Source organism: Aeromonas sp. FDAARGOS 1419, assembly GCF_019047045.1.
GTDB classification, from domain to species: Bacteria; Pseudomonadota; Gammaproteobacteria; order Enterobacterales; family Aeromonadaceae; genus Aeromonas; species Aeromonas veronii.
In genome coordinates this window covers 4361970-4385728 of sequence record NZ_CP077209.1, presented here as the reverse complement: position 1 = coordinate 4385728, position 23759 = coordinate 4361970, and the positions used below count along the sequence as shown (strand labels likewise).

At 60.0% G+C, this 23759-nt stretch carries 26 protein-coding genes; 7 read left to right on the top strand and 19 right to left on the bottom strand.

The features are described 5' to 3' along the window. Positions 1-58 precede the first annotated feature (58 nt). The 9 genes from recO to rpoE form a co-directional block, all read right to left on the bottom strand. Complete coding sequence (gene recO / locus I6L49_RS20120) at positions 59-769, bottom strand: DNA repair protein RecO (RefSeq protein WP_216950233.1); 711 nt, start codon at positions 767-769, stop codon at positions 59-61. Then, positions 770-1669, bottom strand: coding sequence for a GTPase Era (gene era / locus I6L49_RS20115; RefSeq protein WP_005335393.1), 900 nt, complete (start codon positions 1667-1669; stop codon positions 770-772). Continuing rightward, positions 1666-2337, bottom strand: coding sequence for a ribonuclease III (rnc, locus tag I6L49_RS20110; protein WP_005335394.1), 672 nt, complete (start codon positions 2335-2337; stop codon positions 1666-1668). Before rnc ends, era begins: the two co-directional genes overlap by 4 nt. Beyond that, on the bottom strand, positions 2338-3261 hold the full coding sequence (gene lepB / locus I6L49_RS20105) for a signal peptidase I (protein WP_216950232.1): 924 nt from the start codon (positions 3259-3261) through the stop codon (positions 2338-2340). Between the two features lie 3 nt (positions 3262-3264). After that, positions 3265-5058, bottom strand: a complete 1794-nt coding sequence (gene lepA / locus I6L49_RS20100) for a translation elongation factor 4 (protein ID WP_005335396.1) — start codon at positions 5056-5058, stop codon at positions 3265-3267. A 116-nt stretch (positions 5059-5174) separates the two neighbouring features. After that, entirely contained in the window at positions 5175-5636 is a 462-nt protein-coding gene (locus I6L49_RS20095) for a SoxR reducing system RseC family protein (protein ID WP_139428717.1), read from the bottom strand. 93 nt (positions 5637-5729) lie between these two features. Continuing rightward, complete coding sequence (locus tag I6L49_RS20090) at positions 5730-6710, bottom strand: MucB/RseB C-terminal domain-containing protein (RefSeq protein WP_005335407.1); 981 nt, start codon at positions 6708-6710, stop codon at positions 5730-5732. Positions 6711-6731: 21 nt separating this feature from the next. Continuing rightward, entirely contained in the window at positions 6732-7334 is a 603-nt protein-coding gene (locus I6L49_RS20085; RefSeq protein WP_216950231.1) for a sigma-E factor negative regulatory protein, read from the bottom strand. Between the two features lie 22 nt (positions 7335-7356). Next, positions 7357-7938, bottom strand: coding sequence for an RNA polymerase sigma factor RpoE (gene rpoE, locus I6L49_RS20080; protein ID WP_042062096.1), 582 nt, complete (start codon positions 7936-7938; stop codon positions 7357-7359). Positions 7939-8120: 182 nt separating this feature from the next. Between rpoE and nadB the strand changes: the two genes are divergently transcribed. Continuing rightward, positions 8121-9728 carry an L-aspartate oxidase gene (nadB, locus tag I6L49_RS20075; RefSeq protein ID WP_005354382.1) on the top strand — a complete coding sequence of 536 codons (1608 nt, stop codon included), beginning with the start codon at positions 8121-8123 and terminating at the stop codon, positions 9726-9728. A gap of 154 nt (positions 9729-9882) precedes the next feature. Here the strand turns inward: nadB and I6L49_RS20070 are convergent, their stop codons facing one another. Both I6L49_RS20070 and I6L49_RS20065 read right to left on the bottom strand, forming a co-directional pair. Then, positions 9883-10275: a protein YgfX gene (locus I6L49_RS20070; protein ID WP_139441637.1), complete on the bottom strand. Its 393-nt coding sequence runs from the start codon at positions 10273-10275 to the stop codon at positions 9883-9885. Positions 10276-10294: 19 nt separating this feature from the next. Next, positions 10295-10564: a succinate dehydrogenase assembly factor 2 gene (locus tag I6L49_RS20065; protein WP_005335417.1), complete on the bottom strand. Its 270-nt coding sequence runs from the start codon at positions 10562-10564 to the stop codon at positions 10295-10297. Positions 10565-10675: 111 nt separating this feature from the next. Here I6L49_RS20065 and ygfZ point away from each other — a divergent pair, with 111 nt between their 5' ends. Further along, the gene (gene ygfZ / locus I6L49_RS20060; protein ID WP_216950230.1) at positions 10676-11584 is read left to right on the top strand and encodes a tRNA-modifying protein YgfZ; all 909 of its coding nucleotides are present in this window, start codon (positions 10676-10678) and stop codon (positions 11582-11584) included. Between the two features lie 6 nt (positions 11585-11590). On the opposite strand, the gene I6L49_RS20055 is transcribed toward ygfZ, so the two are convergent. Then, positions 11591-12472: a LysR family transcriptional regulator gene (locus tag I6L49_RS20055; RefSeq protein ID WP_216950229.1), complete on the bottom strand. Its 882-nt coding sequence runs from the start codon at positions 12470-12472 to the stop codon at positions 11591-11593. A 125-nt stretch (positions 12473-12597) separates the two neighbouring features. On the opposite strand from I6L49_RS20055, the gene I6L49_RS20050 reads away from it, so the two are divergent. After that, complete coding sequence (locus I6L49_RS20050) at positions 12598-13044, top strand: PACE efflux transporter (RefSeq protein WP_047436069.1); 447 nt, start codon at positions 12598-12600, stop codon at positions 13042-13044. Positions 13045-13206: 162 nt separating this feature from the next. Here I6L49_RS20050 and I6L49_RS20045 read toward each other — a convergent pair whose 3' ends face one another. Then, positions 13207-13563: a hypothetical protein gene (locus I6L49_RS20045; protein ID WP_005354392.1), complete on the bottom strand. Its 357-nt coding sequence runs from the start codon at positions 13561-13563 to the stop codon at positions 13207-13209. Between the two features lie 244 nt (positions 13564-13807). On the opposite strand from I6L49_RS20045, the gene cutA reads away from it, so the two are divergent. From cutA to I6L49_RS20025, 4 genes are all read left to right on the top strand, one after another. Beyond that, on the top strand, positions 13808-14125 hold the full coding sequence (cutA, locus tag I6L49_RS20040) for a divalent-cation tolerance protein CutA (RefSeq protein ID WP_005335428.1): 318 nt from the start codon (positions 13808-13810) through the stop codon (positions 14123-14125). Further along, complete coding sequence (locus I6L49_RS20035; RefSeq protein ID WP_216950228.1) at positions 14122-15921, top strand: protein-disulfide reductase DsbD; 1800 nt, start codon at positions 14122-14124, stop codon at positions 15919-15921. Before cutA ends, I6L49_RS20035 begins: the two co-directional genes overlap by 4 nt. Next, positions 15911-16402, top strand: a complete 492-nt coding sequence (locus I6L49_RS20030; protein WP_216950227.1) for an N-acetyltransferase — start codon at positions 15911-15913, stop codon at positions 16400-16402. The genes I6L49_RS20035 and I6L49_RS20030 overlap by 11 nt, the downstream gene beginning before the upstream one ends. Positions 16403-16481: 79 nt before the next feature. Further along, entirely contained in the window at positions 16482-16895 is a 414-nt protein-coding gene (locus I6L49_RS20025) for a hypothetical protein (protein WP_042029699.1), read from the top strand. Positions 16896-16958: 63 nt separating this feature from the next. On the opposite strand, the gene I6L49_RS20020 is transcribed toward I6L49_RS20025, so the two are convergent. The 6 genes from I6L49_RS20020 to I6L49_RS19995 all read right to left on the bottom strand — a co-directional run bounded on the left by I6L49_RS20020 (position 16959) and on the right by I6L49_RS19995 (position 23647). After that, on the bottom strand, positions 16959-17549 hold the full coding sequence (locus tag I6L49_RS20020; RefSeq protein WP_216950226.1) for a hypothetical protein: 591 nt from the start codon (positions 17547-17549) through the stop codon (positions 16959-16961). A 194-nt stretch (positions 17550-17743) separates the two neighbouring features. Next, complete coding sequence (locus I6L49_RS20015; RefSeq protein WP_216950225.1) at positions 17744-19048, bottom strand: FAD-binding oxidoreductase; 1305 nt, start codon at positions 19046-19048, stop codon at positions 17744-17746. 158 nt (positions 19049-19206) lie between these two features. Next, complete coding sequence (gene fbaA, locus I6L49_RS20010) at positions 19207-20286, bottom strand: class II fructose-bisphosphate aldolase (RefSeq protein ID WP_042029694.1); 1080 nt, start codon at positions 20284-20286, stop codon at positions 19207-19209. Between the two features lie 115 nt (positions 20287-20401). Next, on the bottom strand, positions 20402-21565 hold the full coding sequence (locus I6L49_RS20005; protein WP_005340965.1) for a phosphoglycerate kinase: 1164 nt from the start codon (positions 21563-21565) through the stop codon (positions 20402-20404). A 61-nt stretch (positions 21566-21626) separates the two neighbouring features. Continuing rightward, a complete protein-coding gene (epd, locus tag I6L49_RS20000) occupies positions 21627-22637 on the bottom strand; it encodes an erythrose-4-phosphate dehydrogenase (RefSeq protein ID WP_042029692.1) in 1011 nt (336 codons plus the stop codon). An 80-nt stretch (positions 22638-22717) separates the two neighbouring features. Then, entirely contained in the window at positions 22718-23647 is a 930-nt protein-coding gene (locus I6L49_RS19995; protein ID WP_201931328.1) for an ROK family protein, read from the bottom strand. Between the last annotated feature and the right edge of the window lie 112 nt (positions 23648-23759).

The window sequence follows — 23759 nt, the reverse complement described above, 5'->3', positions numbered from 1 at the left end:
GTTGACTGCGCGGTCAGCGAATCACACCGCGCCAATATCCGTATGTCTGTAATCTGTGTCAGCCTTGCATACTGGCTTTGCGTTTTAAAAACAGCTCCCGGCTCTTTAGCTGGCGCTTGCCCAGATAGGGTTGCAGTGCCAATCGGCTGAAACGTTTGGCCGCCTGCAGCAAGGGAGGTGTATCGAAACGTCCCTCGGCAAAGGCGAGCAGGTGGGCACCGAGAAACAGGGTACGGGGATCCGGCGCCCGCTCGCAAGCAACAAAGCCCAATTCACGCTCGAAGCCATAGAGCAAGTTCGGCTCGATGGGCGACTCGTCGTCCGCCGTGTATTCGAAATCCACCGCATAGCCGAGCGCCTGCAACAGCAGGAACTCGAAGCGACGCAGCGGCAGCTCCGGCGTCTCGCCATCGGCCAGCGCCATGATGGCACGGGCATAGGCATCGAATACTTCGGGGAACGGGGTGTGCGCTTCCAGCAGGTAGTAAACCAGCTCGTTGAGATAGAGGCCGTAGAAGAGGCGATCACCGCCGAGTCGCAGGGAGTGATCCGGGCATTCGACCTGGGTGAGATTCTTGAGATCCCCCTTGCCTCGCCAGGCGATGGTGAGCAGGGTAAAGGGCTGCAACAGCCCCTTGAGAGGGGAGCGTGGCCCGCGAGAACCGCGAGCCACCAGGGTAAATCGGCCACTATCCTGGGTGAAGACCTCGACCAGCTGGCTGGTCTCCCGATAGGGCCGACTGTGGATGACGAAAGCCGGAGTCAGCAATCAGTCGTCGCCATACCCGAGGCTGCGCAGGGCGCGCTCATCATCAGCCCAGCCCGACTTGACCTTGACCCACAGCTCGAGGTGCACCTTGTTCTGGAACAGACGCTCCATATCGAGGCGCGCTTCGGTGCCGATGGTCTTGATCTTCTCACCCTTGTTGCCGATGACCATCTTCTTCTGGCCATCGCGCTCGACCAGGATCAGGCCGTGGATGTGATAGAGGCCGTTCTCTTCCACCTTGAATCGCTCGATCTCCACCGTCACCGAGTAGGGCAGCTCCTCGCCGGTGAAGCGCATCAGCTTCTCGCGGATGATTTCGGAGGCCATAAAGCGTGACGAGCGGTCGGTCACGTAATCTTCCGGGAAGAAATGGACGTTTTCCGGCAGCAGATCCTTGGCCCACTCGCGGATCTTCTCCACGTTGGTGCCCTTTTCGGCACTGATGGGCAGAATATGGGCGAAGTTCATCTGTTGGCCCAGCCACTCGAGGTGGGGCAGCAGATCTTCTTTCTCTTTGACGTTGTCAATCTTGTTGACCGCCAGCACCACAGGGCACTTGAGATTGCGCAGCTTGCCCAGCACCATCTCGTCATCTTTGGTCCAGTGGGTACCGTCGACCATGAACACCACCATGGCCACATCACCCAGCGAACTGGTGGCGGCACGGTTCATCAGGCGGTTGATGGCCCGTTTCTCTTCAATGTGCAGACCCGGGGTATCCACATAGATGGTCTGGTAGTTATCCTCGGTGTCGATCCCCAAAATCCGGTGACGGGTGGTCTGGGGCTTCTTCGAGGTAATGCTGACCTTCTGGCCAAGCAGCTTGTTGAGCAGGGTGGACTTGCCCACATTCGGGCGGCCCACGATGGCGACAAAGCCGCAGTAGGTGGTATCTGTCATGACAGTTTTTCCAATGCTTGCTGCGCCGCGGCCTGTTCGGCCTTGCGACGACTGGTGCCGACCCCGACGAGGGGACCATCCAGACCTTCAACGTCACACTGGACAGTGAACTCCTGGTTGTGGGCCTCGCCCTTGACGTTGGTCACGGTGTAGGTCGGCAGGGATTTGCGGCTTCCCTGCAAAATTTCTTGCAGACGGGTCTTGGGATCTTTCTGCTCGATGCCCGGCTTGATCTCTTCCAGGCGGCTGGCATACCAGCTCAGCAGCAGTGTCCGCACCGTCTCAAGATTGGTATCCAGATAGACGGCACCGATCACCGCCTCGACCGTGTCGGCCAGAATGGATTCGCGGCGAAAACCGCCGCTCTTGAGTTCGCCGGGACCGAGGATCAGGTGATCCCCGAGATCAAACTCCCGGCCCAGTTCGGCCAGGGTCTTCTCGCGCACCAAGGTGGCGCGCATCCGGCTGAGATCCCCTTCCGCCGCTTGCGGGAAGCGGTGGAAGAGATCGTCGGCAATCACCAGACTCAAAATCGAGTCACCCAGAAATTCCAGTCGTTCATTGTGACGGGAGCCGGCGCTGCGGTGAGTCAGCGCCCGGGTCAGCAGTTCCAGATCCGCAAAGACATGCCCGAGACGGGACTGCAGTCTGTTCATCTTGATATTCATTTACTTGATTCCGCCAATGCGGTTGAAGCGCACACTTGTCGGTACCCAACTTGGCAGCAGGGAGCCTTCTTCGCGCTCGAATTCAAAACTTATCCAGATAGCGACCGCCTTGCCGACCAGATTCTGCTCGGGCACAAAGCCCCAGAAGCGGCTGTCGGTACTGTTGTCGCGGTTGTCGCCCATCACGAAATACTGGCCTTCCGGTACGACCCATTCGTCGGGGTAGGTGCCGGGCTGGCGATAGTAACGGCCAACCATGTCGGGCATCAGCGGATTGCGCAGGGTCTCGTGGGAGACATCACCCAACTGCTCGGTATAGCGGTCAAGGGGGATCCCCATCTGGGTAAATTCGCCTCTTTGTTCAAACTTGACGTCGAGCTTCTTGAAGCCCGGGCACGTTTTCCCTTCCTGCTCTTCGCACTTGGGCCGGATCATCAGCTCCTTGTTGCGATAGATGACCCGATCACCCGGCATGCCGACCACCCGCTTGATGTAGTCAACGCGCGGTTCAAGGGGATACTTGAACACCACAACATCGCCACGCTTGGGCTCGCCAGTCTCGAGGAACTTGGTGTTGGTCACCGGGTCCCGCAGACCATAGGCAAATTTTTCCACCAGGATGAAGTCGCCCACCAGCAGGGTGGGCATCATGGAACCTGACGGGATCTGGAACGGTTCAAAAATGAACGAACGCAGGATCAGCACAAAGGTGATGACCGGGAAGACCCCGGCGGTCTGTTCAATCCAGACCGGCACAGGGGCCACCTTGGCCAGGGTCTTCTCATCCAGGTGGGCACCGCCATGGGCACGAGCCACGGCAATCTTGGCGGCGCGCTGCTTGGACCAAATCATCTTGTCCAGACACCAGATAACACCGGTGATCGCGCAGACCACCACCAGGATCAGGGAAAACGTGCTTGCCATCTATTAATCCTTTCCGACGTGGAGAATCGCGAGGAAGGCTTCCTGCGGCACGTCGACACGGCCGAGAGACTTCATCCGCTTCTTACCTTCTTTCTGCTTGTTCAGCAGCTTCTTCTTACGACTCACGTCACCACCGTAACACTTGGCAGTTACGTCTTTACGCAACGCCTTGACGGTGCTGCGAGCGATGATCTGGTTGCCGATGGCCGCCTGAATCGCGATATCGAACATCTGGCGCGGGATCAGCTCGCGCATCTTCTCCACCACCTGACGACCGCGATACTGGGCGTTGTCCTTGTGGGTGATGATGGCCAAAGCATCGACCCGCTCACCGTTGATCATGATGTCCAGACGGACCATGTCGGAGGTTTCGAAACGCTTGAAACCGTAGTCCAGCGAGGCGTAACCGCGACTGGTGGATTTCAGACGATCGAAGAAGTCGAGCACCACTTCTGCCATCGGGATTTCATAGGTCAGTGCCACCTGCTTGCCGTGGTAGACCATGTTGGTCTGCACGCCACGCTTCTCGATACAGAGGGTGATCACGTTGCCCATGTACTCCTGCGGCAGCAGGATATGACACTCGGCGATCGGCTCGCGCATCTCCTTGATGCTGGTGATGGCAGGCATCTGGGCCGGGCTGTCGATGTGGATGGTGGAACCGTCGGTCAGCTCGATCTCGTACACTACGGTCGGCGCCGTGGTGATCAGATCCAGATCGTATTCACGCTCCAGACGCTCCTGAATGATCTCCATGTGCAGCATGCCGAGGAAGCCGCAACGGAAGCCGAAGCCCAGCGCCGTGGAGCTCTCCGGTTCGAAGAACAGGGAGGCATCGTTCAGGGAGAGCTTGTCGAGGGCGTCACGGAACGACTCATAGTCATCGCTGGAGATGGGGAACAGACCCGCATAAACCTGCGGCTTCACCTTCTTGAAGCCAGCCAGCGCCTTGTCTGCACCGTTCTTAGCCTGAGTCAGGGTATCGCCCACCGGCGCGCCGTGGATGTCCTTGATACCGCAGACAACCCAACCTACCTCGCCACAGCCCAGACCCTGGGTATCCACCTGCTTGGGCGTGAAGATACCGATACGATCGACACCCCACACCTGACCGGTGCTCATCACCTTGATCTTGTCGTTCTTCTTCAGGGAACCGTTCTTGATCCGCACCAAAGAGACAACGCCCAGATAGGAGTCGAACCAGGAGTCGATGATCAGCGCCTGCAGCGGGGCATCCGGATCACCTTCCGGCGCCGGGATCTTGGCGACGATCTCTTCCAGCACCAGGTCAACACCCAGGCCGGTCTTGGCAGAGCAGCGCACCGCATCGACTGCGTCGATACCGACGATGTCTTCGATCTCCTCGGCAACCCGCTCGGGTTCTGCGGCCGGCAGGTCAATCTTGTTCAGCACCGGCACCACTTCCAGATCCATTTCCATGGCGGTATAGCAGTTGGCCAGAGTCTGTGCCTCAACCCCCTGGCCGGCATCCACCACCAGCAGCGCCCCTTCACAGGCCGCCAAAGAGCGGGAGACCTCGTAGGAGAAATCCACGTGGCCCGGGGTGTCGATAAAGTTCAGCTGGTAGGTGTTACCGTCTTGTGCCTGGTAGTTCAGGGTCACACTCTGTGCTTTGATGGTAATGCCGCGCTCGCGCTCCAGATCCATGGAGTCAAGCACCTGAGCCTGCATCTCGCGGTCGGACAAGCCACCGCAAGTCTGGATCAGACGGTCCGACAGGGTCGATTTACCGTGGTCGATGTGCGCAATAATCGAAAAGTTACGAATGTGTTTCATCGAGCAAGAGTCACTCAAAATTAGTTAAGGTCAGTTATGGAGGCGCGATTTTACTGGATAACCCGGCTGACGGCCATTCTTTAGTCGCCAGCGCCAGTGAAATAGCGCCTGTTCGGTCAGGGGAGGATGCGGACAGGGACTACCACGCCGAGCATCTGCGGGCCGTAGCGCCCCTGATCCAGGCGGTTGGAAAAGTAACGAACCAGTAAAAAGCCCAGCACGCCCCCCAGCAGGCAGCAGAGAATGGTAATTCCCTCCCCGCCCGAGAGCAGCGGCGCCAGCCAGAGCTGCCCCAGCAAGGCGCCGGCCAACAGACAGAAAAGCGGCAGCACATAGACCAGCGCAGCCCCGCGCAGCAGACTCTCCTGCGGGATACCGAGCCTCACTTGCTGGCCAACCCGCACCTCGGCGGTCAGCCTGACCCGCAAGCGGGGAGCTTTCAGGGGAAACGCCTTGGCCACGGTGCCGGTACCGCAGTTGGATTGCTGCTGACAACCACTGCAGGCGGAGCGACGCTCGCACTCCACCCAGGCATGGGCACCCTCAATGGCCACCACGGTCGCCAGCTCTTCACTCATCTCATTCACGGCAACACCTCGGGTTCACACAATCAGGGGATCTGACCACGACTCGCCACGCTCGGCAAGCGGGGAAGAACCCCGCATCCCCCGTTACTGCACCGCTTCGTTGCGGGCCAGCGGCTGGACCGACTCGGCGATGCGCTTGGCGGTTTCGGCAGGCACCTCGCCGACCACGGTGATCTCGACCCCCACCTCGTTGACATAGCTCACCAGCGAAGTCGCCCCCTGGCGGATCAGCTGCTGGCGCACCGCCTGCTTGGGATCGACCCGGGAGACATAGACCGAGAGATCCACCAGCCCATCGGAGAGCATCATGTAATCCACCGGCATACTGGTGGTCACCAGCTGGTGCCGGTCTTGCGACAGCACCTTGAAGCCATCGGGCAGCCAGGTGATCTGCCAGTTCAACTGCTGTTGCGGCGCCGGATAGGCATCCTCCAGCGCCAGCGCCGGGGGCTGCTTGCTGTTGGCCAGCTTCACCAGCCAGGGGGCCGGTTTGCTCTGCAGATCCAGCTCGACACCGAGTACCTGCTCCACCAGATTGCCTTCCCGCTCGACCATGTCGATCCGCAGCAGCAAGTGGCTCTGCTCGTCAATCCAGAGCACGAAACCATATTTGTCGGCCTCTTTAGGCACCAGCCTCACCACCTGCGCCACCACACCGGCAACCCGGCTGCGGCCGGCCAGCACAGGATCATAGCTCTCCAGCACCTGCGCCAGCGGCATCTTCACCAACGTCGACCAGATGCCGGGGAAGCGGGCATCCTTCAGGGTGTAGGGATCGTGGCTGTTTTCAAAAAAGGTGTATTCGTTCTGGCGCTGGAGATACTCGATCGCCTTGCCGTCAAGATAACTGAGGTGGGCCACTTCCTTGCCGTTGATCACGGCATGGCTGATCCGGATCGGTTCAAGACGCCCCTGACGGGCTTTGACCATGGACAACTCGAAATTCTGTTGCTGCACGGCACTCTGCATCTGCTGCAACAAGGCCTCGGCCGACTTATCGTCGGCCGAGGCCTTGGCACTGATCAGCAGGAGAGAGGCCAGCAAAATACGGCTGGACTGGCGCACGTTTGTATCCCTGACAATTCGTTATTGTTGGATCTGTCTGTCTTGCAACAGGCGCTGCTGCAACTGGTGGTCACGCAGGAAGGCGTTAATCCGCTCCCGCTGCTCCTGCATCTGCTGTTCGGTCAGCCCTTGCTGACGGGCACGGGCACCATCCTGTTGCGGATAGTGAACACTCACAGGCGCCGCACTGCCACCGATTGGAATGGTATTGAGCACCGGATTGGCCGGAACGCCATCATGCCCCTGATACTGCTGCACCCCGAAGATAACGGCAGCGGCCACGGATGCCGCAATGGCATATTGACCCAGTTGCTGACCGACACGGCGGAACAACGGAACCACATTGGAATCAGTCTTGACCGGCGCAACGGCAGGTTGCAGTACGGGAGCCATCTCGACCGGCTTGGGTGCCAGTATGGTGGGCTCATCCTCCAGCGCAGCCATGATGCTGTCACTGAGATCCAGTTGCAGATTGACCGGCAGGTCACCCCGCATGGCATCGCCGATCAGGTGGTAACGACCCCAGGTATCTTGCAAGTCGGAGTCCATCTCCAGCTCGTTCAGTACCTCTGCGTCACTCAGGTCACCATCCATCAGGGCAGAGATTTGCTCTTTATTTGCCATAAGTTAACCCGTCTTTCCCCAGTTAATTCTCGATCAGAGGTTGCAGCTTTTTATCGATTGCTTCCCTCGCCCGGAAGATACGGGATCTGACCGTACCCACTGGGCAATCCATGATTTCGGCAATCTCTTCGTAGCTCAGCCCTTCCAGTTCGCGAAGGGTGATAGCTGTCCTCAGGTCTTCCGGCAATGCCTCAATGGCTGAAAACACGGTGCGTTTGATCTCGTCAGTCAGCGCCAGGTTTTCAGGGGTTGAGACCTCTTGCAAGGCTTCACCGCCGCCATAAGACTCCGCTTCGTCAGCCTCCACATCACTGCTGGGCGGCCTGCGCCCCTGGGAGGTGAGATAATTCTTCGCCGTGTTCACGGCAATTCGGTACAACCAGGTGTAAAAAGCACTTTCGCCACGGAATGTCGGCAATGCCCGGTAGGCTTTTATGAAGGCCTCTTGTGCCACATCGGGCACATCGCCGGGATTGTTGACATACCTGGCAACCAGGTTGACCACCTTTTGCTGGTATTTTTTTACCAACAGGTTGAAAGCTGCTTTATCGCCGCGCTGGACCCGTTCAACCAGTTGTTCGTCCAGTAGATTCTGGTCGCTCATCAGAGCCGTAAAACCCCCATCAGGTTATCGTTTTTCTTTTCCGGCCCTTCCTAAGCGCACAAGTTCAGACAGGGAGAATCAGAGAAAGTTCGCTTCAATTGAAAAAAATGTGATGCAGGCTGCATCCTCGCCCTCGCTTGGGCTACCATGGTGCCAGTTCTTAATCCAGGCCAATGATACTTATGAAAGCAAGTGTTGAATACCTTTGCGATGTACTGATCATTGGCAGCGGTGCCGCTGGTTTGTCCCTCGCGTTGCGATTGGCAGACCACGCCAAAGTCCTGGTTCTGAGCAAGGGGCCCATCAGTGAAGGGGCCACTTTCTATGCGCAAGGAGGCATCGCTGCCGTTTTCGACGAAACCGACAGCATCGAATCCCACGTGAGCGACACGCTCAACGCGGGCGCCGGGTTGTGTGACCCGGCAGTGGTGGAGTTCACCGCTCGCCACGCCCGCGAGTCCATCCAGTGGCTCATTCAGCAAGGGGTCCCCTTCGATCAGGAGGAGAACGCCGACGGCGAGTCTCAGTACCACCTCACCCGGGAAGGGGGCCACAGCCATCGCCGCATCTTCCACGCGGCGGATGCCACCGGCAAGGCGGTGCAGCTCACCCTGATAGATCAGGTTCGTGCCCACCCCAATATCCAGCTGATGGAGCGCTTCAACGCGGTCGACCTCATCACCACCCGCAAGCTCAACCTGCCGGGCAACAAGGTGCTTGGCGCCTACGTCTGGAACCGCAACGCCGAGCAGGTCGAAGTGATCCGCGCCCGTTTCGTGGCGCTGGCGACCGGAGGTGCCTCCAAGGTCTACCAGTACACCTCCAACCCGGATGTGAGTTCTGGCGATGGCATCGCCATGGCATGGCGGGCCGGCTGCCGGGTGGCGAACCTGGAGTTCAACCAGTTCCACCCCACCAGTCTGTTCCACCCGGACGATCCCAACTTCCTGCTGACCGAAGCGCTGCGTGGCGAGGGGGCCTATCTGCGCCGCCCGGACGGCAGCCGCTTTATGCCGGAGTTTGACGAGCGGGCCGAGCTGGCACCGCGGGATATCGTCGCCCGCGCCATCGACCACGAGATGAAGCGACTCGGCGCCGACTGCATGTATCTGGATATCAGCCACAAACCGGCCGATTTCATCATCAAGCACTTCCCGACCATTTATGAGCGCTGCCTCGCGGTCGGCATCGACATCACCAAGGAGCCGATGCCCATCGTGCCGGCCGCCCACTACACCTGTGGCGGCGTGATGATCGATAACAACGGCCAGACCGATATCCCCGGCCTCTATGCCATCGGCGAAGTGACCTACACCGGCCTGCACGGCGCCAACCGCATGGCCTCCAACTCCCTGCTGGAATGCGTGGTTTATGCCCATCAGGCGGGTGCTGACATTCTGGCCAAGCTGCCGATGAGTGTGGAGCCGCCGCGCCTGCCGGTGTGGGACGAGAGCAAGGTGGAAGATTCTGACGAACTGGTGGTGATCCAGCATAACTGGCACGAGCTGCGGTTGATGATGTGGGACTACGTGGGGATAGTGCGTACCAACAAACGCCTGGCCCGCGCCAAGCGCCGCATCGACCTGCTCAAGCAGGAGGTGCAGGAGTACTACGCCAACTTCCGCGTCTCCAACAACCTGCTGGAGCTGCGCAACCTGCTGCAGGTGGCCGAGCTTATCGTCAACTGCGCCCTGCAGCGCAAGGAGTCCCGCGGCCTGCACTACAACCTGGATTATCCGGATATGCTGCCGGACTCCAAACCGACCGTGCTGACCCCGGAGCGGGATTAATCCCCCTTCCCGCAAAACGTTACAGCAATCAGTGACCCCGCCCCGGCGGGGTCACTTGTTTTCAACCGCTTTTCAGCCACAAAAGAGTGTCGCCAGCCACATGGCAACAGCTTATCGCGATAAATCAGCGCATGGTCATCACGGAAAGCAGGCGTCAGCGCCGGGACGGCAGAAAGTGGATGGCTCGCGCCAGCAGGCGGTAATGTTCGGGGGGAAGGGCATCGGAGAAGAGCCACAGTTGCCGTGGCGACACGGCTCCACTCTCTTGCGGATCGGGACAAAGCACCAGCCTGAGCACGCCGGGCAGAATGCGGCTTTTCTTGTCAAGCTGATAGCGACGACCTTGCCACTGCAACCACTGACCATCCCAAACAAGCTCGAACGGGGGCTCGGCGAGCGCACGCCAGCTCAACCAGAGCGCCGCCAGCCAGACGGGCAGCAACAGCGCCCACTGCCAACCGGCAATCAGGCCAGCTACCGGCCAGAGCAGCAACAGAAAGAGGGCCACCAGCAAACATTGCTGATGGCGGGAGGGGTGAACCGTCATGATCACCCGCTCCACGCTATTACCCCTGGCGGTCGTGGCGCGCCTGATTGCGCTCCAGGATCATCGGGATCATGGCGGCAAATGCGGGATCGGCAGGGACACCATGACCCATGCACCATTTGAACAGATCCGGATCGTCGCTCGCCAGCAGGCGGATAAAGGTCTGCTGATCGGCTTCGCTCAGGGAGTCGAACTCGTGTTCGAAAAAGGGCATAAAGATCACATCCAGCTCGAGCATACCGCGACGGCAGGCCCACTTCAGGCGGGATTTTTCAACTGGGCTCAACATGGCACTCTCCTTACAAAGACCGGGGGATGGTACCAGCTGGATTTTCCGGCTGACAAACATTAGTTACGTCTTTACCATGCAGCTCACATACTTTCTCTCTGGAATACCATCGTGAGCCTGCAACCACCTGTTTTTCCTGCCGAGCCGACCCGCTTCCCCCTGACCAAGCTGGCCATCACCCGTATCAGCGGCCAGGATCGCGCCAAATATCTGCAAGGTCAGGTCACCTGTGATGTCAACGCCCTGCAACCGGGGCAACAGACCCCGGGCGGCCACTGTGATCCCAAGGGCAAGCTGTGGAGCAATTTCCGCCTGCTCTGCCTCGACGACAGTCTGCTGCTGCTGACCAGCCCCTCTGTACTGGAGCGTCAGTTGCCGGAGCTGAAGAAATTTGCCGTCTTCTCCAAGGTCGAGATCGCCGCCGATGAGCGTCACGCCACCGGGATCGCCGGTACGGGCAGCGATAGCTGGATCTCTGCCCAGTTCGGCCTTGAGCAGAGCGGTCTGATCGACGGCGGCATGGCGGTGAAGATTGAACAGGATCGCTGGCTGCTGGTCAGCAATCAGCAAGCCGATGCCCTGCCGCAAGGTGACGAGTCACTCTGGTGGGGGCTCGAGATCAAGGCGGGTCTGCCACATATGGAAGCGGTGCATCAGGGGGAGTTCATCCCGCAGATGCTCAACCTGCAGGCACTGGACGGCATCAGCTTCAACAAGGGCTGCTACATGGGGCAGGAGACGGTGGCCCGCGCCAAATATCGCGGCGCCAACAACCGCGCCCTGTTCCTGCTGGCGGGCAGTGCCAGTGAGCCGGTCAATGCGGGCGATACCCTGGAGCTGCAACTGGGTGACAACTGGCGCCGCAGCGGCATGGTGCTCAACGCCTGGCAACAGGCCGGGCAGGTGTGGCTCACCGCCGTGCTGCCAAAAGATACCGAGGCTGACGCCCAATTCCGCCTCAAGCAGGACGAAGGCTCCCGCCTCACCCTGCAACCCCTGCCTTACGCCCTGACCGAGTAAGGTCGGCTAGCGAGGCACCCGCGCCAGCAGTGCCTCCTTCAGCCAGCGCCCCGCCTGCCCCAGCGGGCGGGCGCGATGCCACTGCAACTCCAGCGCCAGCGCGTGGCTGGCGATAAAGTCCGGCTCCAGCACCACCACTTCACCCCGCTTCAGCGGTTGATGCAGCAGAAATTCCGGAATGGCGGACCAGCCAAGACCCCGCTTGACCAGTTCCAGCACCCCGAGATCCCCCTCGACCCACCACACCTGAGCCGAGATGCGAAAACGCTGACGCTCGCTCCCTTCCCGTCGGCCGGTGACCATCAGCTGACGTGCCCCCTGCAGATCGACCTCCCGCAGCGGCTGCTTGCGGGCCAGCGGATGATCCGGTGACACCACCAGCGGCATGGTCACCTCCCCCAGCGAATGGGCGACAATCTCCCGCTGGGGATGCACCTTCTGATAACTGATGCCAAGCTGGGCCCGGCCGGTCACCAGCATCTCGGTCACATCTTCCATCAACGGGAAGAGCAGCTCCAGCTCCACGGTCGGGTAACGAGTGGCGAACTCCTCCAGCAGGGTGCCGAGCCAGGGCAGGTGGGAGTCATCATCGATGGCCAGAGTGAGGCGCGTCTCCACCCCGGCCGCCAGCTCCCCAGCAATGGATTGCAATCGTTCACTCTGCGCCAGCAGGATCCCCGCCTCCTGCACCATGCGGGCCCCCGCCTCCGTCAGCTGCGGATAGCGGCCGCTGCGGTCAAACAGGGTGAGCGCCAGATCGATCTCCAGATTGGCGATAGCGCTGCTCACCACCGACTGCGCCTTGCCCAGCTTGCGGGCGGCAGCGGAAAACGAGCCGTTTTCGGCGGCCGCCAGCAAGATCCTCAGTTGTTCCAGTGATGGTGTCATCTTATGGCCCTCCGGCAAGCTCTCTCATCCATCTATTTTAGCGATGGATACCAACATGAATCTATCGCTAAAGATCTATAGATTAACCAGCAATCCGTGAATAAATCTGATTGAGAGAGTGACTTATGCGTACCCGTAACGATCGCCTGCGCCATGCCATTGGCTTTGAATTCATTGGCCTGCTGATTGCCGCCCCGCTGGCCAGCTGGGTTACCGGGGTAGGGCTCAACCATATGGGCCCGCTGGCACTGTTCTTCTCGGTGCTGGCCACCGTCTGGAACTACATCTACAACATCGGGGTCGACAAGCTGCTGCTCAAATATCAGGGCCATACCCACAAGACCCTGTGGCAACGGGTGCTGCATACCTTCGGCTTTGAGGGCGGTCTGCTGATCGTCGCGCTGCCGGTCATGTCCTGGTGGCTGAGCGTCAGCCTGCTGGAGGCGCTGGTGCTGGATCTGGGCTTCGTCGTCTTCTATCTGATCTATGCCTTCGTCTACAACTGGGGCTATGACAAGGTGTTCCCCATCCCCCGCGAAGTGCCGCACGGCATGCCACAAGAGGCGCGCTAAGGCACGAATCAGTTGGATTGAAACCGAGAAGTGAAGGTCAACAAGGGAAGGCAGCAGAAGAAACGACACGGCCCCACCATGGCAGACATGATGGGGCCGCAAGAGGGATCAGCGCTGGCAGGCCGGCTGATTCAGAGGTAAGGATTCAGACCTGCCCGTCGCTCAAGCCTGGGCCTTGAGCTCTTCGCCGCTCTCGTCAGTTGCAACAGCCTCTTCAGGCTGGGCCTGAGCGGTCTGCAGCGCTTCCAGCTCGCTCTGATAATCGCTCAGGATCTGCTGGGCAACCGCCATATCTCCCTTGTGTTTGCGCTCGAACAGATGGTGCTGCACCACGCCGTTGAGATACTCCACCGTGATGGGCTGCTCCAGGGTGGCCATCAGCTCCTCTTTCTCCAGCTCGGCATTGATTTCATCGGCGGTCGTGCGCAGCAGCCCGGCCAATTGAACCAACATGCGGCGCTCACCTTCGCGCAGCAGGCTCAACATGCGGTTTCTCTGCTGCTCATTCTGTTGGGTCATACATTTCCTTACGTCAATTGGGAACAAGCCCGCTCATTCTGCCCTGTCCCCATGACAGCGTCTATCTCATGCCCCCCACAAATTTTTGGCGCTGGCTCACAAATGGCTACAGATGCTATTTGAAGCGGCTCTGGGGTATAGTAGCCGCTGATTTTCAGGCGCTTTTTTCACCTTCATCCGCAGAAAGGGGTGAGACGGCAAGGGCGCCTGCCCGGTTTACCCCAACGAGGTGAAGATCCGCTTTATGACCGACGCCATTGTGGTGCTCTGCACCTGCCCAGATCAAACCAGTGCCGACCTTCTCTGCGAACAGCTGCTGAACCAGCGGCTGGCCGCCTGCATCAATCAACTGCCGGGCATTACCTCCGTCTATCGTTGGCAAGGCAAGGTGGAGCGCGCCACCGAGATCCAGCTCATCATCAAATCCCGCCAGCCACTCTTTGCCGAGCTGCAGGCATGTATTCAAGCCAATCACCCTTATGAGGTGCCCGAGCTGCTGGCCCTGCCGGTGAGTGCCGGACTACCCGCCTATCTCGACTGGCTCAATGGGGAGACCTCATGACATTCACTCGCTTGCTCTCTCCCCTGTTGCTGCTCTGTGCCCTGTTGACGATAGCGGTGGGCAGCGCCCCTGCCCACGCCAGCGGCGCCGACCTGCTCAGCTCGCTGGGCATTGAGGCCAACGCCAAACCCAAATTTTTGCAGGTCGATGAGGCCTTTCAGATCGAGAGCGAACAGCGTGGCGATCAGCTGCTGCTGACCCTCCATATCGCCGACGACTACTACCTCTATCGCCACAGCCTGCGCTTCAAGGGGAACAACCTCACCTTCAGCGAGCCGACCCTGCCGGAAGGCACCGAGCACGAGGATGACTTCTTCGGCAAGGCCCGGGTCTACTACCAGCAGGTGAGCATCGCGGTGCCGCTAAAGGATGTGGGGGAAAATGCCACCCTGCGGGTGCGCTATCAGGGCTGTACCGACGGACTCTGCTATCCACCGACCGACAAGCTGATCGATGTGGCCCCGCTGGTCACGGCAACCACAGCGTCCACTGCTGATACGGCACAAAGCGTCGCACCGGTTAGCCAGCAGGATCAGCTGGCCGCCGCCCTCGGCAGCCAGGGCTTCTGGCTCAGTGTCGCCGCCTTCTTCGCACTGGGGCTGGGGCTCGCCTTTACCCCCTGCGTCTTCCCCATGTACCCCATTCTGACCGGGATCATCGCCGGGGCCGGCCATCGCCTCTCCACCGGCCGCGCCTTCCTGCTCTCCATGGTCTATGTGCAGGGGATGGCGGTGACCTACACCCTGCTCGGACTGGTGGTCGCCTCGGCAGGGCTGAAGTTCCAGGCCGCACTGCAACACCCCTATGTGCTGATCGGCCTCTCGCTGATGTTCGTGCTGCTGGCCCTCTCCATGTTCGGGCTCTACACACTGCAGTTGCCGAGCAGTTTGCAAACCCGCCTCTCCGGTCTTTCCAACCGCCAGCAGGGCGGCTCGGTGGCCGGGGTCGCCATCATGGGAATGATCTCCGGACTGGTCTGCTCCCCCTGCACCACGGCCCCGCTTTCGGGGGCTCTGATCTACGTGGCCCAGAGCGGCGATCTCTGGCTCGGCGCTGCAGCGCTCTATGCCCTCTCGCTCGGGATGGGGCTGCCGCTGCTGCTGCTCGGCACCTCGGGCGGCAAGCTGCTGCCCAAGGCGGGCGCCTGGATGGATGTGATCAAGCAGCTGTTTGGCTTCGCTCTGCTGGCGGTACCGATCCTGCTGCTCTCAAGGCTCTGGAGCGATCAGATCACCACCCTCGCCTGGCTTGGCTGGGGGCTGCTGCTGTGCGGCTATCTCTATCATCACAACCAGCACCAGCCCCACTCGGTGGCCAAAAGCCTGCGCGGCTTTGTACTGCTGCTGGCGATGATCAGCGCCGTGGTGGTGGGCAAGGATCTGCTGCAACCGCCCGCTACCGGCGCGGTCACGACGGGCACCAACCAGAGTGCCCCGCAGTTTGTCCGCATCAAGACCCAGGCTGACCTCAAGGTGCAGCTGGCTGCCGCCCGCGGCAAGCCGGTGCTACTCGACCTCTACGCCGACTGGTGCGTCGCCTGCAAGGAGTTCGAACACAAGACCTTCAGCGACCCGGCAGTACGCGAGCGTTTCGGCCAGATGGTGCTGCTGCAGGCGGATGTCACCGCCAACGACGATGCCGATGTCGAGCTGCTCAACACCCTCAATGTGCTGGGGCTGCCGACCCTCATCTTCTTCGACCGTGAGGGCAAGGAGCTGACAGGCCAGCGGGTCACCGGCTTTATGGGGCCGGCGGAGTTCCTTGATCACCTCGACAGGGTCAGCCATGCCAAGTGAGCTGCGCCAACTGCAGCCAAGCGATGCACCGGCCTTGCAGCGGCTGCTCGAACTGGCCCCTGCCTATCAGGCGGCAGTGAGCGATGAGCCCCTCGCCCCGGATGCCGCAGAAGAGGAGCTGGTAGCCTGCCCACTCGGCCTGCCGCTCTCTGCCAAGCACCTCATCGGTCGCTGGGAGGAGGGGGAGCTGACCGCGGTGATGGATCTGCTGCGTGGTTATCCCGACCCGACTACCGCCTATCTGGGGTTGTTGCTGGTGGGGGAACCCTGGCAAGGGGCTGGTCGTGGGCAGGCGCTCTATCGCCACGCCTGCTCGCTGGCGCGCTCATGGGGAGCCACCCGACTTCGCTTGTCGGTCATTGCCAGCAATGAATCCGCACTCTCTTTTTGGCAGCGCAGAGGGTTCACCGAGTGCTATCGTCGCGAGCTGGCCAGCTATCGGGCCGAGGCCATCGTGCTGGAACGCGCACTGGAACCGTGAGCCGAGGTTTGCCACCGCCCGTTCGCGTGGCACAATCTGCCCTCCCGTTTTGCTCTTTTTGCACCTGTTCGGAGTTTTGATGAAAAAGTGGTTCATCCCCCTGCTGGCCCTCTGGCTGTTTGGTTGTAGTGCAGGGCCCGGAGAAGATGTTATCCGCCAGCAGGTCACCGCCAAGTTGCTGGCCGAAACGGATGCCAACCTGTTCGATATCAGCGACTTCACCATCCTCGGCAAGGAGGAGCGGATGGAGGGGGTCTATCTGGTCAAGGTGAGTTACCAGCTTCACTTCAAGCAGGGACTGGATCAGCTGCAGGTGCTGCACGATGAAGATCTGATTTATGACCGTGTCGGCCCCTTCCAGCAGGAGATGGGACTGATGGAGCTCGAGCGCAAATATGGCGAATTCGAAGCGGGTCAGGTGTTGCCGCAAGAGGCAGAGGTGTGGATGATGAAAGGCGAACAGGGGTGGCGACTGGCTGAACCGGCGCAATAAAGGGCTGCCCGCCCCTTACTCTCTGCAAACTCGGCAACGGCAGCTCTGCCGTGATTGACCAGCTCAGACCTGGGTATCGACCCGATACCCTTTTTGGTCTGCGGGTTCACCCGGCAGCTTGCTGGCCAACCCTGACAGCACATCCTTGAGGGTGATCCCGCTATCTGCCGCACCGCTGCTCTCCAGCAGCTTGGTCAGCTGGCTCTGCAAGGGGTCAATCGCATCGTTCTGCCCCCCTTGGCTGCTCTCTTTGCCCTGCCCGCCCTGTTGATCCAGCGTCTCCAGCAGACGCGCCAGATCCCGTTTCAGCGGGCTCTCGCTGTTGTCGGCGAGCGCAATCTTTCGTTGTTCCTGTTCTTGCCGTTGTTGTTGCTGCAACGCCAGCTGTTGCTCCTGCTGCTGTTGCAGGGCTCCCATCATGGTATTGATGAACGCCTCCAGAGAGTCCTTGATTGACATATGGCTGCCGCCGCCACCTTCTCCTTTCGACGACAGTCCGAGATTATCCAGCACAGAGCCAAGATCGCGCACCATCCGGCTGTCACTGCCAGCTGATGACGACAGCGTCGTCCTCGCCAATGGCTGCGCGATATAAGATCCCTGCCGTTGCACCAGCGGGCTGGGCCCGCCTGACGCGACCACATTCATCTCCATCTCGGCCCTCCTTCACATCTTTTTCGGCCAGCTAACCCGCTCTTGTTCACCTGACCCGGCATCACTCCCACACCTAAAAGATAGCGCCAACCGGAAGGGATTGGCGCTAACGCATTTTTTGGTCTATCAGGCTGTGCGCTAGTGCAGTGCCGCTATAAACAAGGGCTGGCGGGGTACAGTGCCCCACCAGTGGATCAGAAGATATCCTTGAAACGGTGCCACAGCATCCCCAGCGCCAGCAGCGGAGAGCGCAGCGCCGGGCCACCCGGGAAAGTGATGTGAGGCACCCTGGCGAAGAGATCGAAACCCCGGCTCTCGCCGCGGATCGCCTCGGCTACCAGCTTGCCCGCCATGTGGGTGGCATTGAGGCCATGCCCCGAGTAGGCCTGGGCATAGAGCACATTGGGATGCTCCTTGAGACGGCCAATCTGCGGCAGCCGGTTGGCGCCAATCCCGATCATCCCGCCCCACTGAAACTCGATGGCGGTGCCAGCCAGCTCGGGGAAGACCCGCAGCATCTTGGGCAACATGAAGGCCTTGATGTCGCGGGGATCCCTTCCCGAGTAGTTGCAGGCCCCGCCAAACAGCAGGCGACCGTCGACGGAGAGGCGGTAGTAGTCGAGCGCCACGTTCTGATCGCACACCGCCATGTTTTGCGGCAGCAAGCGCTGGCGCAAGCGGCGATCCAGCACCTCGGTGGCGAGGATGTAAGAACCGGCCGGCAGCACCCGCCCGCCCAGCTCCGGATTGAGGTCATTGAGATAGGCGTTGCAGCCGATCACCAGATAGTCGGCAGTGACCCGGCCGTGGGCGGTGGTCACTTCAACCTGCTTGCCGTAATCGATATGGGTCACTCTGGAGTGTTCAAACAGGGAAACCCCGAGGCTGGCTGCGGCGCGCGCCTCGCCGAGCGCCAGATTGAGGGGGTGGAGATGGCCGGAGCCCATGTCGATGAGGCCGCCGATATAGCGATCCGACCCCACCACGCTATGGATATCTTCGCGCGGCACCAGCTTGAGTTCGTGCTCATAGCCAAGGCTCGCCAGATGGTCGAGATCTTCCTCGAAGCCGGCCAGATGGCGCTGACGGGTGGCCAGATCGCAGTAACCCCAGGTGAGGTCACACTCGATATTGAAACGCTCAACCCGCTCGCGTACCAGCTGCACCGCCTCCAGCCCCATCAGGTCGAGCTCGCGTACCCCTTCCTCACCAATCCAGCGGGCGAACTGGCTGGTATCGTGGCCGATACCGCGAATAAGCTGGCCGCCGTTACGCCCGGAGGCGCCCCAGCCGATGCGGTTGGCCTCCAACAGCACCACCTTGTAGCCTGCATCAGCCAGGTTGATGGCGGTGTTGAGACCGGTAAAACCGCCGCCGATGATGCAGACATCCGCTTTCAGCTCGGCCTCGAGTTCCGGCCACTGCTGCAGATCGTTGCGGGTCGCGGCGTAGTAGGAGGCCGCGTGCTCCTGATATCCGATGTGCTTTCCTGCCTGCATGTTCAGCATCCTGCCTTGTTGCAAATTGTTTAATAAAATAAGCAAACTTGTTTCGATAATACCCAGCTACGGCACGGCAAACCAGCTACCACGGATCACAGAAATGCAAAAGGCGCCCCGAAGGGCGCCTTTTCATGCAATCAAGGTGCTGTAACGAATTACAGTACGTCGATGGCGTTCAGGTCGGAGAAAGCCTGTTCCAGACGCTTGATCATGGAAGTCTGACCTTCACGCAGCCATACGCGCGGGTCGTAGTACTTCTTGTTCGGCTTGTCGGCGCCTTCCGGGTTGCCCAGCTGACCTTGCAGGTAAGCTTCGTTCTTCTTGTAGAAGTGCAGCAGACCTTCCCAGGTAGCCCACTGGGTGTCAGTGTCGATGTTCATCTTCACTACGCCGTAGGAGATGGACTCGCGGATCTCTTCCAGAGTGGAACCTGAACCACCGTGGAATACGAAGTCCAGAGACTTGGCCGGAATACCGAACTTCTCGGAAACGTACTTCTGGGAAGCGTCCAGGATGGACGGGGTCAGTTTGACGTTACCCGGCTTGTATACACCGTGTACGTTGCCGAAGGAGGCAGCGATGGTGAAACGCGGGCTGATCTTGGACAGACGCTCGTAAGCGTAGGCAACATCTTCCGGCTGGGTGTACAGAGCGGACTGATCCATGTGGCTGTTGTCGACGCCGTCTTCTTCGCCACCGGTGCAACCCAGTTCCAGCTCCAGAGTCATGTTCATCTTGGCCATGCGGGTCAGGTACTCGCAGCAGATGTCGATGTTCTCTTCCAGAGACTCTTCGGACAGATCCAGCATGTGGGAGGAGAACAGCGGCTTGCCGGTTTCAGCAAAGTGCTTCTCGCCCGCTTCCAGCAGACCGTCGATCCACGGCAGCAGCTTCTTGGCAGCGTGGTCGGTGTGCAGGATTACCGGCACGCCGTAAGCTTCGGCAACAGCGTGAACGTGCTTGGCACCGGAGATGGCACCCAGGATGGCAGCTTTCTGACCTTCCAGCTTCAGACCCTTACCGGCGGTGAACACGGCACCACCGTTGGAGAACTGAACGATAACCGGCGCTTTAACCTTGGCGGCAGCTTCCAGTACGGCGTTCACGGAGTCGGTACCAACGCAGTTTACGGCCGGCAGAGCAAAGCCGTTCTCTTTAGCGATGGCGAACACTTTCTGAACGTCATCACCAGTGATCACGCCGGGTTTTACGAAGTCGAAAATTTTCTTAGACATGTTTAATCGTCCTGTCTCGTATGCCGTTAATAAAAAATGGGGGGTTCATCATGAACCGGCACAGCGGGCACATGATAAACGAAACGGGAGGCTTTTGCCCCCCGTTCCGGGTCAATTAGGCTTTGGCGCGCTGTTCCAGAATCGCAACAGCCGGCAGTACCTTGCCTTCTACGAACTCCAGGAAGGCGCCGCCGCCAGTGGAGATGTAGGAGACTTTGTCAGCGATGCCGAACTTGTCGATAGCAGCCAGGGTGTCGCCACCGCCAGCGATGGAGAAGGCCGGAGAAGCAGCGATGGCTTCAGCGATAACCTTGGTGCCTTCAGCAAACTGGTCGAACTCGAATACACCGACCGGGCCGTTCCACAGGATGGTCTTGGCGTTCATGATGATGTCAGCCAGGGCCTTGGCAGAATCCGGGCCGATGTCGAAGATCATGTCGCCGTCGGTCACATCGTTAACAGACTTGATGGTGGCCGGAGTGGACTCGGAGAACTCGGCACCTACAACCACGTCGGTGGTCACAGGAATGTTGGTCTCGGCAGCCAGTTTCTTGGCGGTGTCGATCAGGTCGTGCTCGCACAGGGACTTGCCGACGTTGTGACCGGCAGCAGCGATGAAGGTGTTGGCGATGCCACCACCGACAACCAGCTGGTCAGCGATTTTGGAGAGGGATTCCAGAACGGTCAGCTTGGTGGAGACCTTGGAGCCGCCAACGATGGCAACCATCGGGCGCTCGGGCTTCAGCATGGCTTTGCCAAGGGCTTCCAGTTCACCCGCCAGCAGCGGACCAGCACAAGCGACCGGAGCGAACTGGGCAACACCGTAGGTGGAACCTTCGGCGCGGTGAGCAGTACCGAACGCATCCATTACAAAGACGTCACACAGGGCGGCGTATTTTTTGGCCAGCTCTTCGGTGTTCTTCTTCTCGCCTTTGTTGAAGCGGCAGTTTTCCAGCACAACCAGCTCACCGGCAGCGACTTCTACGCCATCCAGGTAATCCTTGGCCAGGCGAACCGGGCAGGACAGAGCGTCTTTCAGATAGTTGACAACCGGAGCCAGGGAGAATTCTTCGTTGTATTCACCCTCGGTCGGACGACCCAGGTGGGAGGTGATCATCAGCTTGGCGCCCTTTTCCAGAGCCAGCTTGATGGTCGGCAGGGTAGCGACGATACGTGCATCGGAGGTGACCTTGCCGTCTTTTACCGGCACGTTCAGGTCAGCACGGATCAGAACGCGTTTGCCCGCCAGATCCAGGTCAGTCATCTTGATAACAGACATATTCAGTCCTCTATATTTTCCAGGTAATGTTAAAAACAGTAACCTTTCGCCCGGGGCAGGCTCAGCCTGCAACCATCATGGCCCGGGTGGTATCCAGCATCCGGTTTGCGAAGCCCCATTCGTTATCGCACCACATCAACATCTTGACGAGGTTGGCATCGCTCACTCGGGTCTGGGTACCATCAATGATGCATGAGTGCGCATCATGATTGAAGTCTACGGAGACCAGCGGTTCTTCCGTGTAATCCAGAATACCGTGTAATGTACCTCTGGATGCCCGTTGCAGGGCTTGATTTACGTCACTAACTGTCACTTTTTTACGAACAGTAATACTCAGATCCATCGCTGTTACATTGATGGTCGGCACCCGCACCGCGATCGCCTCGAACTTGCCGGCGAAGTGGGGCAGGATACGCTCCAGCCCCTTTGCCAGCTTGGTATCCACCGGAATGATGGACTGACTGGCAGCGCGGGTTCGGCGCAAGTCACTGTGGTAGGCATCGATGACTTGCTGATCATGCATGGCCGAATGAATTGTCGTAATAGTACCACAATTTATCTCGAATTCTCGATGCAATGTTTCAATCACCGGCACCACGCAGTTGGTGGTACAGGAGGCGTTGGAGACGATCCGCTCGCGCCCCGTCAGCACCTGATGATTGACCCCGTAGACGATGGTGGCGTCCACATCCGCTTCGGCCGGATGAGAGAACAATACCTTGCCGGCCCCCGCCGCCAGATGCAGCTCGGCATCGGCCCGCGAGCCAAATACCCCGGTGCAGTCGAGCACCACATCCACCCCCAGCGCCCGCCACGGCAAGTTCGACGGATCCCGCTCGGCAAACAGGGAGATGAGATCCTCCCCCACCAGCATGCTGTTGCCGGCCAGCTGCACCGGATAGTGAAAACGACCGTGGCTGGTATCGAAGCGGGTCAGGTGCACCATGGCTTCGGGTGCCGCCAGCTCGTTGATGGCGACGATCTTGATGGTCTTGTCGCGCCCGCTCTCGTAGAGGGCACGCAGTACATTGCGGCCGATCCGTCCGTAACCGTTGATGGCAATCTTGATCATCTGGCAGCCAGTTCCTTACCACAGATTTGCTAGCGCATGGGCTAGAGAAAAGAGCAGCCGACCGGCTGCCCGGGCCCGGCTCACGACAGCAGGGCATCCTTGAATTCACCACGGGCCAGCAGGGCCGCCCCGAACACCCCGGCACTGTCACCAAGGGCTGGAGCAATAATGGGGGCACTGAAACGGGGATTAAAGAGGAAGGGCAAAATAGTCTGCCGTCCCACGCTGTAGAGGCTCTGCACGTTGCCGACCCCGCCGCCGATGACAATAACATCCGGGTCGAGAATGTTGACCACGTTGGCCAGCGCCTGACCAAACAGCAGATGCAGCCGGTCGATGGTGAGCCTGGCCACATGATCGTGGGCGGTGGCAGCCGCGATTTGCGCCAGCGAGAGGCGACGCTTGGCCTTGGCCTCGTACCAGGCCTCCAGCGCCGGGCCGCTGATCAGGGTCTCGACGCAACCGTGCTTGCCGCAGTAGCACTCGGGGCCATCGGGGGAGAGCACGTTGTGGCCCCACTCACCGGCGATGCCGTGATGACCGTTGAGAATGCGGCCGTTGATGACGATGCCGGAGCCGACCCCGGTACCCATGATGATGCCGAACACCACTTTCGCATCGGGATGGTGCTGGCGCACCGCCCCCAGATGGGTTTCTGCCAGCGCAAAGCAGTTGGCGTCGTTGGCAATCAGCACCGGCACGCCGAGCCGGCGCTCCAGATCCTCCTTGAACGGCTTGCCATTGAGCTCGGTGGTGTTGCAGTTCTTCATCAGACCGGTTTGCGGATCCCGCGCCCCCGGCGTGCCCATGCCAATGACGGTCGGGCGCTGGCCAATCTTCTCGGCGCACTCAGCTACCAGCTTGGCGATCTGGCCGATCATATGGTCATAACCGCCCGCCCGCTCGGTGGGGATGCGGTGGCGCAGCAGCACCTCGTCGCCATCCAGCACCACGCATTCACACTTGGTACCGCCAAGATCGATACCCCAATCCAGTGACTTGCTGCTCATCTTGCCTCCTGCACGGACGCCACGCGCTCGTCGTCGCAGCGCCATTTTTTAATGTAAAACGGGGCCTGACGGCCCCGGATATCAAACAAACTCTTCTTCTCTCGCCCCGGCC